This window comes from Streptococcus sp. 20925_1_69 (genome assembly GCF_041432365.1).
Lineage (GTDB): Bacteria > Bacillota > Bacilli > Lactobacillales > Streptococcaceae > Streptococcus.
This window is the reverse complement of the sequence record NZ_JAPVZL010000005.1, coordinates 12,735-31,530: the sequence shown is the minus strand read 5'-3', so window position 1 is coordinate 31,530 and position 18,796 is coordinate 12,735. Positions and strand designations below refer to the sequence as shown.

The window sequence follows — 18,796 nt, the reverse complement described above, 5'->3', positions numbered from 1 at the left end:
TCAATTCTCCTCCAAATACAAATCTAGTGCAATTTGCCCATACTGCTTGGTATAACGATACCAGATATAAAGAAATTCACCTACGGGTTTCCCAACGCTTTCTTGGAACAGGGCCCACAAAAACCAATAATATGAAGTCACTGATACATAGGCAAAATAGTGACGTTTGGTGTTCTTATCTGGCACTTCTTGTAAATAGATTTCAAGTACCTTTTCAGCTTCTTCCACTGTATAATTTGAACACCCAATAAAGGTTCCTAAATCTCCTGCTGGATCTCCCATACCAGAATATTCCCAATCAATCAAGCTCATTTCGCCAGCTTCGTTCAACAAGAAATTTGGACTATAAGAATCTCCGTGGCAGAGAACCTTTTTCGTCTGCTCTTCTTGTAGAAACTTTTCGAGAACTGAGACATTCTTATCCAACTCTTCAAGTCCATCAAATTCAAAACGATTGCTGGCTTTTAATTTTTGTCTAAAATCATCAATTCCCTCAAATTGGTTAAAGAAATGATTTGTTTTTTCTCCAGATTGGTGCAAACGTCTCAAGAGCTCCATTGCTTTTGCTACATCATCCCAATTGTCATAATCCAGTTGCTTGGCATTAGGGATAAATTCTGAAATTTTCCAGCCCTCATCCTTGTTCATGGCAACAAAGGTACGGTCAATCTTTAATTTTGCAGCAATTTCCATGGAAGCCGCTTCACTAGCACGATTGATATAATTCTCCGTTCCTCTACCTGGATGACGGTAAACATATTTCTTCCCTAGGCAGTCAAATGAAAACGAAGTGTTGGTTAAACCGTCTTTTAGGGGTTTAATATTGACAATATCTGAAGCTATACATCCTAATGTCTTACAGATGTTATCAATGATTTCCGAATTAGTATTCACCAAATAGTGTTCATCAAACTGACGCAACTCATCTAGTGAATCAAACTCCTTAACAATGTCTGCTGAATAATGCCGAGCTTCCAAAGAAAGTTCTTTGACGTGACGACTATAATAATCTTCCCAGAGCTGTTCGCGATACGGCTCATGTTTAAATTCAGTTTCCAAAATATCTACGAATTTTTCACTAAATGCACGATCAAAATAAACGTGCCCCACCATAGCCCAAGTATTCGTCCCACCGATTTGAATATCGATAATCGTGTGATTGGAATCTTCCTTAGAGCAGTATTCGTCTGTGTCCCCTTCTGCAAATATAGTCGAATAATAACCTCTATAAATGTATCGTTCAAACGGATTTTCTACAAAATAATTATCCGAAGAGCAGATATAAGTGTTGGAAAGTTGATCTCTGACTAGCATGAGAGAAGAACAGTTATTGTATTTGTAGTAATCATTATTCACAACGATTTTAACGCCAAACTTTTCTTCCAGATAGAACATTTTTTCTTGTAGATAACCTACAATAACGGTTATATCTTCTATTCCTGCTTCTTGCAGTTGTCTGATTTCCCTCTCTATCAAGCGTTCCCCCTTGACTTGAAGCAATCCTTTGGGAATTTCATAAGACAAAGGAGCAAAACGACTACTCATTCCAGCAGCCATTATAATAGCATTTTCTACTCGATAGGGTTCTAAAACGTTCTTGCCTAGTTCATTTAAGTGATGTTCCTCATCAATCCACTTCTCTTCTTTAAGTTTTCCAACCAATGCATTGACTGTTCCTAAAGATAAATCTAGCTGTTCAGCCAATTGTCTCTGCGTAAAGTTTTCGTCTTTGTGAATCAACAAAAAACGTAAAAGTTTAAATTGTTTTTCTGTTAGCATATCCTTAACCTCTTTCGTTCAATATTTTTATCCATTCGATTATACAATGAACATTTGTTTTTGTCAAGTTAGATTCTATATTAAGAAAACAGGGAACTATAATATTTGCAGTGGGTAAATTCCCTATAGATATTATGAAGCCTATTTGTTGTAGAAAAAGTTCCGTAATATCTAGAATGAAAAATGACCAAACCATCATTAGAAAGAATCGTATGGAACAATTAAATTAACAGGGATACCCACAAGGAAATCATCGCTAAACTGGATAATGATGCTCTATCTCGTCCTGATTGCGCTAGCCAAATTAAGAAATATGAGTTTCAAAAATTGTCTAAAATTCCTTACCTTGAAACAATTGGTATCCCCAATAGAACCCCTTCTTAGAAAAGCTGTTTCAAGTGCTATCATTGCTCGAAAATGACCCTCTCCAAAACTTCTCTCATCAATAAAAATTGAGCAAAAGTTGATTGAAAAGACTTCTATGACTGATATTGCACATCAGCTGTCCAGTTCAACTTCAACTGTCATTCGAAAACTCAATGACTTTCACTTTAATCATGATTTTTCTCGTCTTCCTGAGATTATGTCTTGGGACGAGTATGCCTTCACTAAGGGAAATATGAGTTTCATTGCGTAAGGTTTTGACAATCTCAATATCATCACTGTTCTTGAAAGTGGAACACAAGCTATCATAAGTAATCATTTTCTGCGCTACGATAGAGTCGTTTGTTGTCAGGTGAAAATCATTACTATGGATATGTTTAGTCCTTACTATGACTTGGCTAAACTGCTTTTTTCCATGTACTAAAATCGTTCTAGATCGTTTTCATATTGTACAACATCTCAGCCGTGCTATGAGTCGTGTCCGTGTTCAAATTATGAACCAATTCGAGCGAAAATCCCATAAATACAAAGCTATCAAACGTTACTGGAAGCTTATACAACAGGATAGTCGTAAACTGAGCGATAAGCGATTTTATCTCCCTACTTTTCGTATGCATCTAACCAACAAAGAGATTCTAGATAAGCTTTTGAGCTATTCAGAAGACTTGAGACACCACTACAATGTCTATCAGCCACCCAGTCAATACGTGACAGAGTCCAGTTCTATAAAACTGCTCGTTTTACAGACACAAGTGAAGTAGGATTACTTCGATTAGTTAGTCACCCCTTCGCTCCACTTCCATTACAGAAGCTTCCTCACTACTATGGGCTCGGCTGACTTCTCATAATTCGTTGTTACTACGCTTTCAGCGCTCATGAGACCTCACGGGATAAGTCGTACATCTTTCCTCGTTTATACAAGATACGAGGACGTTAAAAGGTTACAGTGAAAATAGGAAATCTGACGCAGAGTCTTTAGACTCTAGGAAGATTTATCTTTTTCACACAAACCTTAGTCCGAATTCAATTACTCTCGTGATTTACGCATATAGATTACGACTACCTTTTTGTACTTTAGAGTTTTAAGCCCCCTTATCCACTATATACGCCTTACTATCACGTTCCTGTTCGTAGAGCTACGATTTCGCTATCCCTTCCTCTGACGATTCTTATTTCTAGCGTCAGACTTAAAACTGTCTATCCCCAGACCGTTTTAATCCGCTACCTCACGATAGTCAGGCTTGGGAATCGCTATTGGGTTCACCAGTAGCGGGTGCCCACGGAGGACTTACACCTCAGATGCACGACATGCCCGTCGTACTTAAAAAAGAAAGGACAAAATGTGTCCTTTCTCGATCTTAGCTTTTCTTAAACCCACTACAGTTTACAAAGAGTTGACATATGTACATAATCTAACTGATAATTTCAACTTCCTTATAACTACACAAGCGATGAAATACTTCGCTTAAACTACTTCGATATTGATTATAGACTACTTTTCGTCTATATAAGATGTGATACTTACAGCGCCACTTTGTGTACGATAAACTATGAGACTTTTGTACCATATTTTTTCACTTTTCGATTTACAGAAACAACTTTATTGTATCGCATTTGAAGTTTTTAGGCTATAACCTTCGACGCGCACCTAACGGAGCGAGAAGGATCAATAGTCACATAATTAAAACAAAGTACCCTTAGCTTTCTAAAAGAATAGTATAACTCCCTGACTTAGATTTTACATTAATAAAGTGGATGCGGATAATTTGGCAGCCATATTTAAAGGACATACAAGAAAACTAAATAATATTAAATTTCTTATCATTATGTTCTTCATGTATATCACACTTTCCTTTACCATCTATACAGACTACAATTTGCAATATTTTCTGCTGATGTATAAAAAATTGGTCTTAGTAAACTAGAACTCCTTTTTGTGTCCAAGCTTGTATAAGAATATCAATGTCCTAATCTCCTCAATAGACACTCACAAGATTTGTTCTCTCATAAAACAGAATTACTTCTCCACCTTGCGAAAAGCTTTTATACTATGACTATACCACTCCTGCATTTTTTTTGAAGGAAAAGTCATGTAATCGCCATACATCTGGGTTAAAAAGACATCATAATTTTTAGGAATTGGTAACATTCTTCCCTCAAACTCTGTTAAGATTAACTCTTTGAAAGTATTTATTTGGAAAACACCCTTCATTCCCTCTTTATCAACTCCAACCATTCCCTCATATTTCGGCTGTTCTACAACACTATTCTTAACTAACTTATCTATTTTCTTATAGAAGTATCTCGGATTGACAAATCTGAGAGCGTACCAGCTACATAATCTAAGAAAATCTTTTAGTTTGCTGTCACCGTGAACTGCGCGTGATTTTTTGATATAAGCCAGTTGACGAAGAGCCACATACTTATAGCTCTTGTCGACAATGCTCAAATCTGTAAAGCGATCAATTGGGAAGACATCGATAAAGAGACTGGTGTCATGGCGCTTGTACTTAACATGGTCTTCGATAACAGTAGAAGTGTCCAAAATCGATGCGAAATTATGGAAGTACCAAGAAGAGGTATCGTAGGAAAGAACCTTGTAGCGAGGGTGATTTTCTTCCTCAATAATCTTCAATAAGCGCTCATAATCTTCACGATAAAGGGAAATATCAATATCATCGTCCCAGGGAATCATACCTTTGTGGCGGATAGCTCCAAGCATGGTTCCATAACTTAGAAAATAAGGAATATCATGTTTCTTACAAGTCTCATCAATATAGTCTAGCAGGGCTAGTTGAATTTCTTTAATTTCTTCTTTTTCTAAATATTGCATCCTAATCCTCCAATTTATAAGCGTGAAATTCATGACTGTAGAAGCGTTTTTCTTCTGGTGGTAGGGTCATATAATCTCCATAAAATTGTGTCAAAATAGTATCAAATTTTTCAGGTGCTGGAAGGATTAAATTCTCAAATGGGAGATTGATTGTTTTATCAAAGGTACCACTTGGGAAGACTTCCTTTTCCTTAGATTTAGAAGGGATAAAAGCCATATACTGCCCATTATCACGACTATATTTTTGAATTTCTTTCTCGATTTTATTTGCAAAATAACGAGGAGAAACAGGTCGAAGGAGCAACCAAAAGGCTGTTCGTATCCAATCTTTTAAAAGGCTATCTTTATAGACAATATTTTTATGTTTGCTGAAAGACAGAAGTTTGAAGCTTTCCAGCTTATAACAAATATCAATGACCTTAGGATCATCAAAGCGATCCATAGGGAAAATATCGATAAAAACACCAGACTCATAGGTTTTTGTATTCCGAGTATCAATAATTTTAGTTGTACTGTCTGTTATTTTGATAAAGTTGTTAAAGTAGTTCTTATCTGTTTCTAAGGATAAAAGTTTGTATTTACTTTTTTCCTTTTGAAAAATGTTTATAAATCGTTGGTAGTCTTCTCGAGGCATGGACAGATCAATATCGTCGTCCCAAGGAATAAAGCCCTGATGTCGAACTGCCCCAATCAGAGTACCGTAGTTAATAATATAGTTGATATTGTGCTTTTTACAGAGAGTATCAATATAATCCAAAATTTCTAATTCAATCTGTTTGGCATCTTCAATGGTTAGTTGTTTCATTCTAAACTCCTATGATCTTTTGAATTTATTTTTTAAGGCTAGGACATGGTTTAAAAATTCATAGAAAATGCTATCTTTGGTGAAGACAAGTAGACCAATATAAGAGATGGCTGATAGCAAGACAATCAAACCAGTATTAATCAAAAATGGCAAATTAATGACCATATCCACAGGATACAAGAAATTAATCAGGAAATAAATTCCTACAAAGGAAAGTGAAAAGAGCGAGTATCGAACAGTATAGCTAAAGATATGTCCTAAGTGGATGAGCTGTTTTCTATGGATGAAAATGATATAGAAAACAAGCAGAGAGGCCTCTGATAGCATAGTTGTCAGTAAGTAGTATTCAGGAGCCACGATATGGTTGAAAAAGAGGAGACTATTTAAGCCCAAATTGAGCAATCCTGCAAAGACTGTGTAGACTGTGATTCGTTTTTCATAGCCATTTGTAAAGAGAATTTGGGAACCAAGAATGGTATCCAGTGCCAGGATGATCGTACGAAAAGCGAAGAGAGAGGTTAAGATACCGCCTCCGATATATTTTTCACTACCATAAAGTAGGATAGCATTTGGTCCTAAAACCATGAGTCCGAAACTGAGTGGAATGATAAAGAAGTTAAAGATTCGACTTCCTCTGTTAATCAGAGAAACATAGGCTTCTTTGTCTCCTTTACCCAAATAGTAACTGAGACGAGGCACACTCACTCCGATAGCTCCTGTTACAACCCCAGCTATAACGGTCACAATTCGTTGAGCCATGGTATAGTAACTAACGTTGACATCAATCCCTGTTTTAACGAGGAAGAGACGATCCAAAAAAGTGAAGAGCATATTGGCATTTGCAAAGACTAACATGGCTGTTAGAGGGAGAAAGAGCGGTTTAAAATCACTTATGTGAATCTTAACAAGCTTAATGTCTCTTTTAATCCAAAAATAACTAATCAGATAGTTAATCAGTGTCGATAAACTCATCACAAGTGTATAGACAACAATATCGTGTTCATTTTTGACAAACAGGAAAATAGAGACCAGCATCAGGATACGGATGAAGGCAGTCTTGTAAAAGAGAAAACTGTAATTTTCCAGAGCTTCATTGACCCACTCGATTGAAAAAATCTGGGCAATAAGCTGAATCCCCATAACAAGGTAGACTTTTTTGACGATTGGATTATCAGTAAAGAAGAGAGGATAAGCTAGGATATAGACAGCAGTAGTCAAAATTGTACAAGCTATGCACAAATAAAAAAGACTAGAGAAGGTTCTATTCAGATCTTTTTTGTTATCCTTGACATTACTGATGGCCCGTAAACCGTAGTTATAGACCCCATAAGTCGCAAAGGGCAAGAAAAATGACAAAATAGTGTCAACTGAGTTGAAGTAACCATAGTCAGTTCGGTCCAAGAGACGCGCGACGTAGGTACCAGTTAAGATGGGAAAAATAATATTCAAGACACGAATTCCCATGTAAGATAGAGCATTTAATTTTATACTTTTCATTCAATTTACCTCGTTTTTCATTATATCATAAAGTTAGTTAAAATAACTCTTTTGTTTTCAACAACTAGTCTTTAATTATTTTAAAAAATTTTTAGGAACTCAAATCCTCAAAAATTTAAGATTAAAAACTAACTTTTTGAGGATTTTAAATAAAATTTATTGAACTTTAACCAAGGACAAATATATCGTTAAAAAAGCAAAAACTCCAATTGGGATTGAAAATACAAAAATTATTAAGTCTTAATTATTTAGTTACAGTACGATAATTATAATAAGATTTAAAGTTTATGATTTATATCTTTCATAGAAGTCTTTTCAATTAACTTTTAAGTAATCTTTGAATTGAGAATCTAACGGATTTGTTGATATTCTTTACTAGAGGACTCTCCGTGACTACCATCTTCTAACAAGACAACAAAATAGACTCCATAATATCTATAGGGAGGGTACCCACTACAAATATTATGGAGCCTCAAAATCGACTCTTCGCCAACTTTAAAGACACGATGTATCAGGATGCTTATAATTTAAAGGTTGCTACACCGAGGATAGAACGATTTAAGTTTCGAAGAATTTGAAGACTTTGTTCAAATTTCTTATAACGAGTCACTCCGTATTCTTCAACAAGAAGGACTGTATCTCTTTCTAAAAGAGATGGTACATCTTGTAAATCTACAAAATGCATTCCTTTCAAAATCTCTTGATTTTGTTTTAATTTATCTAGAATAGCTTTATTTGAGCTAACAATAGTCAATTCTTGTCCAGCATTTTTGTATGATAGAATATCTGCTAGATTAGCAATTGTTGTAATCTCTGTTACAAAATCAATTTGATACTGAGAAAAATCACCTGCTCTATTGATTGTTGGATTAAAGAGATAAATCAATACATTTCCCATCACAACCAAAATCACACAAACTACTCCAATAACAGCTAGACGAAGAATCAGATTCTTAATGTTTAATCCAAGCGCTGTCTCACCGTTTGCGTTCAATTCTTTAGAGTTGATGGTTTCCAGTTTTTCAATTTTCACGTTTGCATAGATATTTTTAAATTTATCAACCAGTGCATCAATTTTTTTCTCTAACAAGTCGTTGGCATCTTTACTTGGTGTCAAAATTTTCACACCAACCCCTGCATCGTCAATCATATAATAGACGGTCAATTTTTTCCACCAATAGTCACTTGTAGAATTTTTCAAAGTTGTCTCTGTAGTATCCAATTCACTGGCAATTTTTTTCAACTCATTCGGTTCTACATCATTGAAAAGATAAGCTCCATTCAAATTCCCATCAATCAATTTTCCGTAGAAATCACTATAACCACCAATTTGATGATTCAAAATCGTTTTAGCTGAATCTTCTGGAGGGGTGATTTTATAGCTGATATAAGTTGAATAACTTGTTGTGTCTTTGACAGTATTTTTATTCTTAACTGCTTTAATTGTAAATGGTACAGCAATGAGAGCAAATAAAGCGATGAGAGCTAGAATATTTGCTTTTCGTTTTTTGTATAGATTTGCAAACAAATCAGCTACTGAATAATGTTCAAACATGATTTTTTTCTCCTTTGTTTAGTAGATACTGGTTCTCTTTTGTAAGCATTTTCGCTACGAATATAATCACAAGAACAATTCCCCAGAATTGCATTGTAAATAAATTGAAGAAACTTTCTGAAAAGCTACTTCTTGGCATAAAGAATAGATTATTCAAGATGAGTAGGGATAAGGCAAATAGAATTGTTCTTGAGCGGTAGGCTACTTGCAGCATGGCTATAAATAACACACCGAGTAAAAGACTAAGTAGAAAGACTCCTATCATACCATAGTCTGTATACAACTCCATGATATAGCTACTTCCGATACCATGTCCTTTCAAGTATTCCTTGTTCAAGACTAGATAGGATAGATTGTGAGCATAACTATTACTATCAATAGCTAGTTCCACACTATTGGTTGTATGTTCAAAGGCTTTTCCTCCGAAAATAGCCCCCAAACTTCCCCTTGCAAAATAATCAATAACAGGACCAAAAGTAAAATTGCGTAAATCTCGGTAAGGGAGGCTACTGTTAAATAGAAAACCTCTAGCCAAAACACCAAAACTGGTTCCTTGTTTATAGATAAAGTCAAGTAAGATATCCCAGAAACCTGTATGGGAAACTTGGACATTATCCCGTACATAATTGAGTATTCCCATCGCTAACATGAGAATAGGAGAACCTACAAAAATCGCTAACTTTTCTTTAAATCCAATCCATTTTCCCTTTTCTGTTTGCTCCCGCATAAAGTAGTAAACAAAAGCAAATAGAATACTTAAAATAAAGGGATTGCGTGTCCCGATTGCCAAATGAATGGTATTAGCTGCAATAAAGGAGACAAGCACTGCTGTTGCCTGCAATTTCTTTGGCTTAGTTGCCAAATACATACACATTGCATAGACCGTAAATGTTGATAAGATATAGGTAAAATAAGGCAGTTTACTTTCAAAGTTTGCATAGTAGGCATAGTAGGAAGTCTGCAAGCGATACAAGAGGCGTTCAAATAACCGAATAAAATAGAAAGGATAGGTTAGAAGAAAAACTCCTAGTGATACAAAGCGTAGTCGCTTGATATAAACCTCTTTTAGAGAACTTCCTATCTTGAGTACTTTAATTTGCTTCCTAGCTATAAAATAACGAGCCAGGATGCCTCCTGTCGTCAAGCCCAGAATCGAAACCATGACAACTATAAAGGCAAAACGATAGGCTATCGGATGATAGGTATCCAAAGCACCATCTCTAAAATAATCAATGGTTGGCCTTGATACCAAAAAGACAAAAATGGTTAAAAAGAAAATAAAATGAATGATATAATACTTGATATCGTTCCAACAAGCAATTAAACTACTAACCAGTAAGAACAATAAAGTAGAAAGCAAGCTAACATTGTTATTATTAAACAGGTACACAATTCCACTTACTAGCGTCAAGGCGTAGCTGACTATGGTCAAACTAAATAACAATCGTTTTCCATCAATCACTCGCTCACCCCCGTTCTAATGTAATTTTTTAGATTTTTCAATATTTTTCAGTAATAAGAATCGGTATAAAGAAATATTTATGAATAGAGCCAAAGCACTAATTCTTCTCCCCTTACGGAAAATTGGATTCCTAGCAATAGCAAAGGCATGGCTTTTTAAAAAACGATGAATCTGAGCATAGGCTTCAAACTGTTTATACTGATCATCTAGCAACATCTTATCCAGAATAAAGAAGTGGGCATAGGCCAATCTGAAAAAAGCAACCTCTTTCAAGTCAGAATAGTTTTTCACAACTTCATTGTAAAACTTTTGGTAGATATCAATATAGGCTAAATCCTTCTCTGCATAGGGTTTAGTCGTAATACTATCCCCTCTATGGAAATAGTAATAATAAGGTTTGGTATTAACAACGTACTTCTTAGCCAACTTGATTAAATCAAAATGATAATAAGCATCTTCATAAATCAATCCCTTTGGAAAGGATAGGGCAGTTGCAATCTCTCTCTTGATTAGCTTATTGCAAATCGTCCCAGGTATTTTTTCACCTATGAGGTATTCCCTCAGAAATGTTTGGGAATCACAGACAAAATAGTCATCCTGATTGGCTGATTGTGGGCTTTCATCATTAGCATAGACATTCATGACACCACAGCTCGAAACATCTGCATCTTCTTGAACTAATTGCTCATATAAGCTCTGAATCATTTCCGGATGGATATAATCATCTGAGTCAATAAAAATCAGATAATCTCCGTGAGCCTGCTTCATTCCATCATTTCGTGCTTGCGACAATCCTTCGTTCTTTTTATGAAGCACTGACATCCTATCATCTTGTTCAGCGATTGCATCACACAAGCGACCGCTCTCATCTGTTGCACCATCATCAACAAGAATAATTTCCAGATTTTGATAGGTCTGCTCCTGAATGGAAGCTATCGATTTTTCTAGGTACTGTGCTACATTATAGACTGGCACAATCACACTAATTAATGCAGTTTCCATGCTACTCCTCTAATAGTTTTTCTACTTGTTCGATTTGTTTGGCAATTGTGAATTGTTGAATAAATTGGCTAGCCTCATTAACATCGAAGTTTGAGGCAGAAGTCATGTAGTTCGTAATTGCCTGAGCTGCCTCTTGGTTTCTTTCAATGATTTGCCCAAATCGTCCTTCTTGGGATAATTCCTCAGCCCCTCCAACATCCGTAGAGACAAAAGGAAGTCCTAGATTCAAGGCCTCCACATACACTCCAGGAAAGCCTTCTTGTTTAGACATAGACAAGAGAACTTTCATCTGAGACAAATACTGGTATGGATTTTTTTGATAACCAAGGAAATGTACATAGTCCTCAAGCCCATACTCTTTGACTCGTTTTTTCAGTTCCTCTTCCATGTCACCAGCACCTATAAAGTAGAGATGATAGTTTTTTCCCTCTTGGTGTAATAAGCGTATCACTTCCACCACACGGTCAGAACCCTTATTTTCCTCAATTCGTCCGATAGTACAGATACTTTGAGGCGCAATCTCCATATCGATCTTCTCTTGAGATTTTTCTAGAATACTCTGAAAATCATATCCATTGTAGACCGTCTGTAATTTCGAAGCATAATCTGGATAGACTTCCTTGATAGAATGACTGGTCTTTTTTGAAATTCCTACAATGGTATCCGCAGCATCCAACTGGCGTCTATGTGATTCTCTTTTTGAACTATCCTTAAGAAATTCTTCGATACTTCCATGAATCCAAGAGATCTTCTTGACTTCTCTTCTTTTAGAGAACAAAAGTGGAGGATTCATAATGGTAAAGGAAACTTCAACATCATAGTCATCTTTCACCAGTAAGCGACGTGTCAATCTTGGAAAATAAATTCTCATTCTCCACAAAAGAGCTCGAATCCATCTGGCTTGGCGATAATCCTGAAGGGATTTTAAAATGCCTACATGCTTGGGAACAGATTCGTATCCCTTATCAAAATGTTCCATTTCAAGAATATCAATATCATACTTTTCTGGATCTAGATTTGAAACAATGGTAGACAGAATCTTCTCTGCTCCACCCCCGAGAGAAAAAGACCACATAAAAAATAAGATTTTTTTCTTAGCCACCATATTCTCCCTTGTATTCTGTATAAGACTTATCCATATCAGCGATGACAGCATCATGATGTGGTAGCTGCTTGTCTGCTGGTGGAGGCGTCATATAATCCCCAAAAGCAGTGCTGAGATAGGCATCGTAGCCAACTGGAATAGGCATCTCTGTCCCTTCAAATGGCAAGAAGAGATTATCTTCAAAAGATTCAATTAGGTACTTGTTTCTCATGTAACCAGGACCCGAGCATAATTCCGTGATTCCATCGCTCTCAGCTAGACTGTACTTGGTCATTTCTTTCTCAGCTTTTTTCCAAATGCGATAACGGAGAGATTTTGGAGTCACACCCAGTAAAATACGGCTTCCCCATTTCATAAGTGCACCATGCTTTTCTGGAATAGTTTGGGCACAAAAGAGTGAATAAATCAAGGCCCAGCGAACCTGTTTCTTCCGCTCAGCTGGATTTTTAGGATAATAATCCAAAGGCAAGACATCTAAGGCAAGACCATGTGGTAAATTCAAATCCTGCTGATAAGGCTTAATACAGGTAGTTTCCTTGTCACGAATGGTAATAAAAAGATTGCGGTCGACAAAATCCTTGTTACTCTTCGACAAGAAATAACGCTCATCTGCATAACGAGGCCATAATTCTGCTAATTTCTCATAATCTTTACGGGGCATAAAAAAATCTAGATCATCATCCCAAGGAATAAATCCCTTGTTTCGAAGGGCACCAATAGCACCTCCCCCACAGAGATAACAAAGCAAATCATGTTCTTTACAAAAGGCCACAAAATATTCAGCCATCTCCAGACTACGAGCCTGAATTGCTTTTAAATCAGTCATATTATTCATTATTCTTTCTATCGTATCGTTTCATTATACCACAAATAGAGGGTGAAAATCTATTGCAGACTGTAAAAAATCAAAATCTGACTGCTAGATAAATAGCTATCAAACTTTGATTTTTCTGTCTTATCTTATCTCAAACCCATCTGAGACAATTTATTCTGATATTTGTTTTGATCAACCAGCAAGCCCAAGCCTCCATAAACATCATAGGCATCTACCCAGTCACCAAGTTCTGGAATCGTCAGCTTTTCAATACCATTTTTTGCTCCATCCAAAACAGATAAACCGTTTGTTAGGAGGAAAGTATAGGGTACGTTGGTTGAGGTCATAGCAAAAACCTTTCCAAGAGCTTCAGAACCAGTGAAAAGTTTAGTGGGATCTTTAATTTGCTCTAAAATTGCTGTTAAAACTTGTTGCTGTCTTTTTGTACGGCCGTAATCCGCCTCATCATCATCACGGAAACGAGCATAATTGAGTAGGGTCGAGCCATTCATCTGCTGTTTTCCGACTTTGATGGTTTGGGTTGGAGACTCAGTCTCAGTAGCGTGTAAATCATCTCCGACTGTAGCTTCTGTTAGTGGACGCCCATTCAATGTTGAAAATTGAGCATCAATTGTCACCCCATCAGGGAAAAGTGTGTCAATCGCTGTTGCAAAGGCCTGAAAATCGACCAAGGCATAGTACTTAATGTCTAAGTCAAAATTATCTTTCAAAACTTGACGAACCATTTCTGCCCCTTTTTGCCCCTCTTGTTCTCCTAACTCATAGGCTACGTTCAACTTGTTATCCGTCTGTTTCCTACCGTTAATGACTTGGCTGTAACCGTCTATATAAACCAAATTGTCACGCATGAAGCTGACCAGCTTCATTTTCTTATCTGAGCCACCAACATTTAATACCATAATAGAGTCTGTCCGCGTCTCAGCACTATTTTGACCAATTCGCCCATCTGTACCCATGATCAAAATATTAACACCATCTCTGGTATCCTGACCATTAAAGACTTGAACCTGTGCTGCCTTAGCATCAGCAGTTTTCTTTGCACTAGCATCTTGGTAACCACGTAAAAACATGAATACCATGGCCAAAGCCACACAGACCAAAAGTGAAAAAATCACCATAAAAATGCGTTTAAGACGGAGCTTCCGTCTTTTCTTTTTGGGAGGGGAAGAGAGTGCTTGTGATTTGTATTGTGAGCGACTCCGGTTCGCATAGCTTGGTAAGTCAACCTGCTCTTCTCTTTCTTGTTCCAAGCTGGAACTACTATTTACCCTAGCAAGAGTTATCTTTTCTTGCAAATAGGCAAACTCATTTTTTTCTCTCTCATTGAGATAGTGAATATTTTTTAGTAAATAATCATAACGTAATTTTTCATGATGACTGAGAGGATTTTCTTTACTCATCTTCTCTCCTTTCCATGGTCTGATATTGGATAAATAGGATAGGCGCCCAGTACTTTATACTGGATTCCGATGGCTTCTAGTTCTTTTTGGGCAAAGTGAACCAAGTCCTTATCAGTATAGTCCACATCGATAATGAAAAAGTATTCGCCTAGCGCTGTCTTGAGTGGCCGACTTTCAATTTTTGTCAGGTCAATTCCTCGCCAAGCAAAGGTCGACAGGGCCTTATAAAGTGCACCTGGAAGGTTGTCAGGTAAGGTCAAGGCCAAACTCATTTTTTCAGTTTGTGCTTGCAAGGGAATAGTAGGAATTTCGGCTCCTAGCACCCAAAAACGTGTGAAATTGGCTTCCATTTCCTGAATATCCTCGGCAATCAGTTCTAAGCCATATTCTTCAGCAGAACTTCTAGGTGCAATTGCTGCAAAGGGCTGGTCTGGATGTTCGGAAATATAGCGTGCCGCATAGGCTGTACTAGCTGTTACCTCGATTTGGGCCTCTGGATACTGTCCATCGATGAATTTCTTTCCTTGAGCCAAGGCCTGTGGATGAGAAAAAATCTTTTCAATCTTAGTATGGCCTGGAACCACCATCAACTGCTGATGAATAGGCTGAACGATTTCTGCAACTGCTTGAATGCGAGCCTGATGAAAAAGGTAGTCCAAGGTTTCATGAACACTACCCTCAATAGAATTTTCAACTGGCACCACAGAATAGTTCACTAATCCTTGCTCATAGGCCTTGATGACATCTGTAATGTTGGCAAAGGCCTGCAATTCCTCCTGAGGAAAAGCTGTCTGCACAACGTGGTGTGAAAATGATCCCTTGGGACCTAGATAAGCAATTTTCATCTCAGTTCCTCTATAATTTCCTCTGGGCTTAGCTTGGTTACATCCAAAACCCGACTGGCCACTTCCTCATACCAAGCCTGTCTTTCTTGGAAAATAGCTGCAAGTTCTTCCTTGCTATTATTTAGAAAAAGCGGACGCTGATTGTCCTGATCAGCTGCGATACGTTGGTAGAGGGTTTCAAAATCTGCTTTCAGGTAGATATTATCTGCATTAGTCTTGAGTAAGTCACGATTTCTCTGAGAAATAACCACTCCTCCTCCAGTTGACACAACTTGGTCTCTTTGTAGTAAATCAGCTAGGACTTCTGACTCTACCTGTCGAAAGGCTTCTTCTCCCTTTTCAGCGAAAAATTCCGCAATAGACATACCTAAGCGTTTCTCAATCAAGGCATCCATATCAAGGTAGTCTGGATCCAATCCTCTTGCAATAGTCGATTTGCCAGCCCCCATAAATCCTAGTAATACCTTAGCCATGAATCAAGCTCTCCAAATCATCAAAGAAGCTAGGATAACTGGTATTGATGGCTTCAGCACGGTCAAGTTCCACTTCTCCATCTGCAACCAAGAGGGCTGCGATGGCTGTCATCATGCCGATACGGTGGTCACCAAACGTATTGACTCTAGCACCGTGAAGGGCTGATTTTCCTTTGATAATCATCCCATCTGCTGTAGGTGTGATATCCGCACCCATGCTATTTAAAGCGTCTGCCACAACCTGAATGCGGTCTGTTTCCTTGACCTTGAGTTCCTCAGCATCCTTAATAACTGTTACACCTTGTGCTTGGGTAGCAAGTAGAGCGATAACTGGCAATTCATCAATCAAGCGTGGAATCAAAGCGCCACCAATCTCTGTTCCTTTTAAGTCAGAAGATTCAACAGTCAAGGTTGCAGATTTAGCGACTGGATCGATTTCAGTTATTTCCAATTTTCCACCCATGGCATGAATAACATCGATAATCCCTGTACGCGTTTCGTTAATACCCACATTCTGCAGCACTACACGAGAATTCGGAACAATCAAACCTGCGACCAACCAAAAGGCTGCACTGGAAATATCTCCTGGCACGACCACCTTTTGTCCTGTCAATTTTTGTGGCCCTTGGACTGTGATTTTCTTACCGTCCACACTTAAATGGCCACCAAATTGTTGCAACATATCTTCAGTATGATTACGAGTGCACTCTTTTTCGATAATTACGGACTCTCCCTGAGCCTGCAAGGCCGCAAACATCAAGGCTGACTTGACTTGGGCAGAGGCAATCGGCAACTCATACTGAATAGGTCTTAGGTTTTTCGTCCCTTTTAAATGAAGAGGAGGCAGGTCTCGCTCAGTTTGTCCTGAAATACTGACACCCATTTTTTTCAGTGGAATCGTCACACGGTCCATAGGACGTTTGGAAAGACTGTCGTCTCCAAACATTTCTACTTCAAAATCGGCACCTGCAAGGACACCTGAAATCAGGCGAATCGATGTACCAGAATTTCCCATATCAAGGGCATTTTGTGGAGCTTTTAAGCCGTCCATACCGACACCTTGAATGGTAACAATCCCATCTTTATCCTCAATCTCTACACCAAGATCACGAAAGACCTGCATGGTTGAAAGGACGTCTTCACCCCGCAAAATATCATAAACCTTGGTCTCACCCTCAGCCAAACTTCCAAAGATAATGGAACGGTGACTGATAGACTTGTCACCTGGGACGCGGATGCTACCATGTAAATGACGAATGTTTGTTTTTAGTTTCATAATGGACCTCATACTTGCAATACTTCTACCTATTTTATCATAAAAAGCCAGAAATTCCTTAAAAATTCCTGACTTTAGGGTAGTTATTTTCTTATTTTAGCAATTCTGAAACTGGTTCGAAAACAATTTTTTCAATGTCAGAAAGGTAAATTGCCAATTGTTGTTGCTTGGTAAAGAATTCTGACAAGAGGTTGTTCCCTTGAATCTGCTTACCAAAGCCTTCCATCTTAGCTTGGAAGGAAGCATCTGGCATTTGCCCTGTCTGTGCTAGTTTTTGAATTTCCTCTTGGAAAGCAACATATTCTGTAAAGATTTTGCTTGCCTCAGCATCTGCTGCAATCGCATCTTTAGCTACTTTAACAGCCTTATATTCTGGTAATTCGCGTAGACCGCGACTGAGTTCGTTTGCACTATCGTAAATATTTGACATGATTTTCTCCTTATTTGATGACGACTGTGTAATCGGTGTTTTCTGTTATTAGATGCTCAGCTCGTTCCAAGTCTTGAGCATTTTTAAATGAAATTTGTAGTATCCCGTGAATATCTTCACGATTTTCCTCATTGATGTGAATATTAACCAAGGAAGTTCCTCGTAGCAATTCCAAAATCCGCAGGATGACGTTTTCTTCATCGGGAACATCGACATAGAGGTCATAAGAGCTATCCACTCCACCACGCTTATGGATTTCCATGGCCTGACGTTGTTCACGCGCTTGGTTGAAAAAGTTCCAAATCTGCTCTTCATCTCCCTTGCTGATAGCCTGACCAATCTCTTCCAAACGTTCCTTAAAATCCTCAATCCGCTCTAGGATAGTCTCACGATTGGACAAGAGAATGGAGGTCCACATCCCTGGCTCACTTTCCGCAATTCGTGTCATATCTCGAAAACCACCTGCTGCAAAGCGCCTTGCCATCTCATGTTCTTGAGCATAAACCGCGGTCTGTTCCATGAGACTAGAAGCCAGAATATGAGGAAAATGGCTAATCTGAGAAGTTACTTGATCATGCTCCTTGGCATCAATCGCGATAAAACGGGCATGAAGACCTGAAAGCAAGTCCTTCATTTCCTCAAGCGTGTCAGGACCTGTCAGGCTCGAAGGTGTAAAGATATAATAGGCATTTTCAAAGAGATTAACATCCGCAGAAGCAGCCCCTGTCTTATGACTACCAGCCATGGGATGGGCCCCTACAAAGCGAACCGGCTTGCCAGTCAAATAGTTCTCCGCCTCATCTACAATGGCTGACTTGGTTGAACCAGCATCTGAAATAATGACGCCTTCTTTTAAGTCCAAGTTGGCCAACTCCTTAATGAAAGCAATAGTTTGTTTGATTGGCAAGCTGAGGATAATGATATCTGCCAAGGGAGCAAAACTGGCAAAATCATCCGTTGCACGGTCAATCATGCCTTCTTTCAAGGCAATATCTCTCGAAACTTGACTACGATTATAACCTAAAATTTCATAATCTGGATGATCGCGTTTGATACCAAGAGCCATAGAGGCACCAATCAAACCAAGACCTGCGATATAGACTGTTTTTGCCATA

The 18,796-nt window shown here is 38.0% G+C and carries 15 protein-coding genes and 2 pseudogenes; 1 reads left to right on the top strand and 16 read right to left on the bottom strand.

Annotated elements, in window-relative coordinates:
• On the bottom strand, positions 1-1,779 hold the full coding sequence (locus O3601_RS04540) for a phosphotransferase (protein ID WP_371471372.1): 1,779 nt from the start codon (positions 1,777-1,779) through the stop codon (positions 1-3).
• Between the two features lie 225 nt (positions 1,780-2,004).
• On the opposite strand from O3601_RS04540, the pseudogene O3601_RS04535 reads away from it, so the two are divergent.
• Positions 2,005-2,855 (top strand): annotated as a pseudogene (locus O3601_RS04535) (transposase); the annotation flags it as partial.
• A 726-nt stretch (positions 2,856-3,581) separates the two neighbouring features.
• Here the strand turns inward: O3601_RS04535 and O3601_RS04530 are convergent.
• The 15 genes and pseudogenes from O3601_RS04530 to O3601_RS04460 form a co-directional block, all read right to left on the bottom strand.
• Positions 3,582-3,731 (bottom strand): annotated as a pseudogene (locus O3601_RS04530) (IS200/IS605 family transposase); the annotation flags it as partial.
• 449 nt (positions 3,732-4,180) lie between these two features.
• Entirely contained in the window at positions 4,181-4,996 is an 816-nt protein-coding gene (locus O3601_RS04525; protein ID WP_261052152.1) for a phosphorylcholine transferase LicD, read from the bottom strand.
• Position 4,997: 1 nt separating this feature from the next.
• Entirely contained in the window at positions 4,998-5,801 is an 804-nt protein-coding gene (locus O3601_RS04520) for a phosphorylcholine transferase LicD (RefSeq protein WP_261052150.1), read from the bottom strand.
• Positions 5,802-5,810: 9 nt separating this feature from the next.
• Positions 5,811-7,298 (bottom strand): type IV teichoic acid flippase TacF, encoded by a 1,488-nt coding sequence (tacF, locus tag O3601_RS04515; RefSeq protein WP_371471371.1) that lies wholly within the window; start codon positions 7,296-7,298, stop codon positions 5,811-5,813.
• 520 nt (positions 7,299-7,818) lie between these two features.
• On the bottom strand, positions 7,819-8,853 hold the full coding sequence (locus tag O3601_RS04510) for a prephenate dehydratase (protein WP_371471370.1): 1,035 nt from the start codon (positions 8,851-8,853) through the stop codon (positions 7,819-7,821).
• Positions 8,846-10,315 carry an O-antigen polysaccharide polymerase Wzy family protein gene (locus O3601_RS04505; RefSeq protein WP_371471368.1) on the bottom strand — a complete coding sequence of 490 codons (1,470 nt, stop codon included), beginning with the start codon at positions 10,313-10,315 and terminating at the stop codon, positions 8,846-8,848. The genes O3601_RS04510 and O3601_RS04505 overlap by 8 nt, the downstream gene beginning before the upstream one ends.
• A gap of 15 nt (positions 10,316-10,330) precedes the next feature.
• Positions 10,331-11,317 (bottom strand): glycosyltransferase, encoded by a 987-nt coding sequence (locus tag O3601_RS04500; protein WP_261053778.1) that lies wholly within the window; start codon positions 11,315-11,317, stop codon positions 10,331-10,333.
• Between the two features lies 1 nt (position 11,318).
• Positions 11,319-12,422 (bottom strand): glycosyltransferase, encoded by a 1,104-nt coding sequence (locus tag O3601_RS04495; RefSeq protein WP_371471367.1) that lies wholly within the window; start codon positions 12,420-12,422, stop codon positions 11,319-11,321.
• Positions 12,412-13,257, bottom strand: a complete 846-nt coding sequence (locus O3601_RS04490; RefSeq protein WP_261053773.1) for a phosphorylcholine transferase LicD — start codon at positions 13,255-13,257, stop codon at positions 12,412-12,414. The genes O3601_RS04495 and O3601_RS04490 overlap by 11 nt, the downstream gene beginning before the upstream one ends.
• A 125-nt stretch (positions 13,258-13,382) precedes the next feature.
• Positions 13,383-14,657, bottom strand: coding sequence for a polyisoprenyl-teichoic acid--peptidoglycan teichoic acid transferase Psr (psr, locus tag O3601_RS04485; RefSeq protein ID WP_371471365.1), 1,275 nt, complete (start codon positions 14,655-14,657; stop codon positions 13,383-13,385).
• On the bottom strand, positions 14,654-15,502 hold the full coding sequence (gene pheA / locus O3601_RS04480) for a prephenate dehydratase (RefSeq protein ID WP_371471363.1): 849 nt from the start codon (positions 15,500-15,502) through the stop codon (positions 14,654-14,656). The genes psr and pheA overlap by 4 nt, the downstream gene beginning before the upstream one ends.
• On the bottom strand, positions 15,499-15,975 hold the full coding sequence (locus O3601_RS04475) for a shikimate kinase (protein ID WP_371471361.1): 477 nt from the start codon (positions 15,973-15,975) through the stop codon (positions 15,499-15,501). Before O3601_RS04475 ends, pheA begins: the two co-directional genes overlap by 4 nt.
• Positions 15,968-17,251: a 3-phosphoshikimate 1-carboxyvinyltransferase gene (aroA, locus tag O3601_RS04470; RefSeq protein WP_371471359.1), complete on the bottom strand. Its 1,284-nt coding sequence runs from the start codon at positions 17,249-17,251 to the stop codon at positions 15,968-15,970. The genes O3601_RS04475 and aroA overlap by 8 nt, the downstream gene beginning before the upstream one ends.
• Positions 17,252-17,342: 91 nt before the next feature.
• Positions 17,343-17,681 (bottom strand): YlbF/YmcA family competence regulator, encoded by a 339-nt coding sequence (locus tag O3601_RS04465; protein ID WP_371471357.1) that lies wholly within the window; start codon positions 17,679-17,681, stop codon positions 17,343-17,345.
• A 10-nt stretch (positions 17,682-17,691) separates the two neighbouring features.
• On the bottom strand, positions 17,692-18,795 hold the full coding sequence (locus tag O3601_RS04460; RefSeq protein WP_371471355.1) for a prephenate dehydrogenase: 1,104 nt from the start codon (positions 18,793-18,795) through the stop codon (positions 17,692-17,694).
• Between the last annotated feature and the right edge of the window lies 1 nt (position 18,796).

Excerpts from the sequence above, each read along its gene's own strand:
- O3601_RS04540 (WP_371471372.1), bottom strand. The coding sequence starts at position 1,779 with ATGCTAACAGAAAAACAATTTAAACTTTTACGTTTTTTGTTGATTCAC.
- O3601_RS04525 (WP_261052152.1), bottom strand. The coding sequence starts at position 4,996 with ATGCAATATTTAGAAAAAGAAGAAATTAAAGAAATTCAACTAGCCCTG.
- O3601_RS04520 (WP_261052150.1), bottom strand. The coding sequence starts at position 5,801 with ATGAAACAACTAACCATTGAAGATGCCAAACAGATTGAATTAGAAATT.
- tacF (WP_371471371.1), bottom strand. The coding sequence starts at position 7,298 with ATGAAAAGTATAAAATTAAATGCTCTATCTTACATGGGAATTCGTGTC.
- O3601_RS04510 (WP_371471370.1), bottom strand. The coding sequence starts at position 8,853 with ATGTTTGAACATTATTCAGTAGCTGATTTGTTTGCAAATCTATACAAA.
- O3601_RS04500 (WP_261053778.1), bottom strand. The coding sequence starts at position 11,317 with ATGGAAACTGCATTAATTAGTGTGATTGTGCCAGTCTATAATGTAGCA.
- O3601_RS04495 (WP_371471367.1), bottom strand. The coding sequence starts at position 12,422 with ATGGTGGCTAAGAAAAAAATCTTATTTTTTATGTGGTCTTTTTCTCTC.
- O3601_RS04490 (WP_261053773.1), bottom strand. The coding sequence starts at position 13,257 with ATGAATAATATGACTGATTTAAAAGCAATTCAGGCTCGTAGTCTGGAG.
- psr (WP_371471365.1), bottom strand. The coding sequence starts at position 14,657 with ATGAGTAAAGAAAATCCTCTCAGTCATCATGAAAAATTACGTTATGAT.
- pheA (WP_371471363.1), bottom strand. The coding sequence starts at position 15,502 with ATGAAAATTGCTTATCTAGGTCCCAAGGGATCATTTTCACACCACGTT.
- O3601_RS04475 (WP_371471361.1), bottom strand. The coding sequence starts at position 15,975 with ATGGCTAAGGTATTACTAGGATTTATGGGGGCTGGCAAATCGACTATT.
- aroA (WP_371471359.1), bottom strand. The coding sequence starts at position 17,251 with ATGAAACTAAAAACAAACATTCGTCATTTACATGGTAGCATCCGCGTC.
- O3601_RS04465 (WP_371471357.1), bottom strand. The coding sequence starts at position 17,681 with ATGTCAAATATTTACGATAGTGCAAACGAACTCAGTCGCGGTCTACGC.
- O3601_RS04460 (WP_371471355.1), bottom strand. The coding sequence starts at position 18,795 with ATGGCAAAAACAGTCTATATCGCAGGTCTTGGTTTGATTGGTGCCTCT.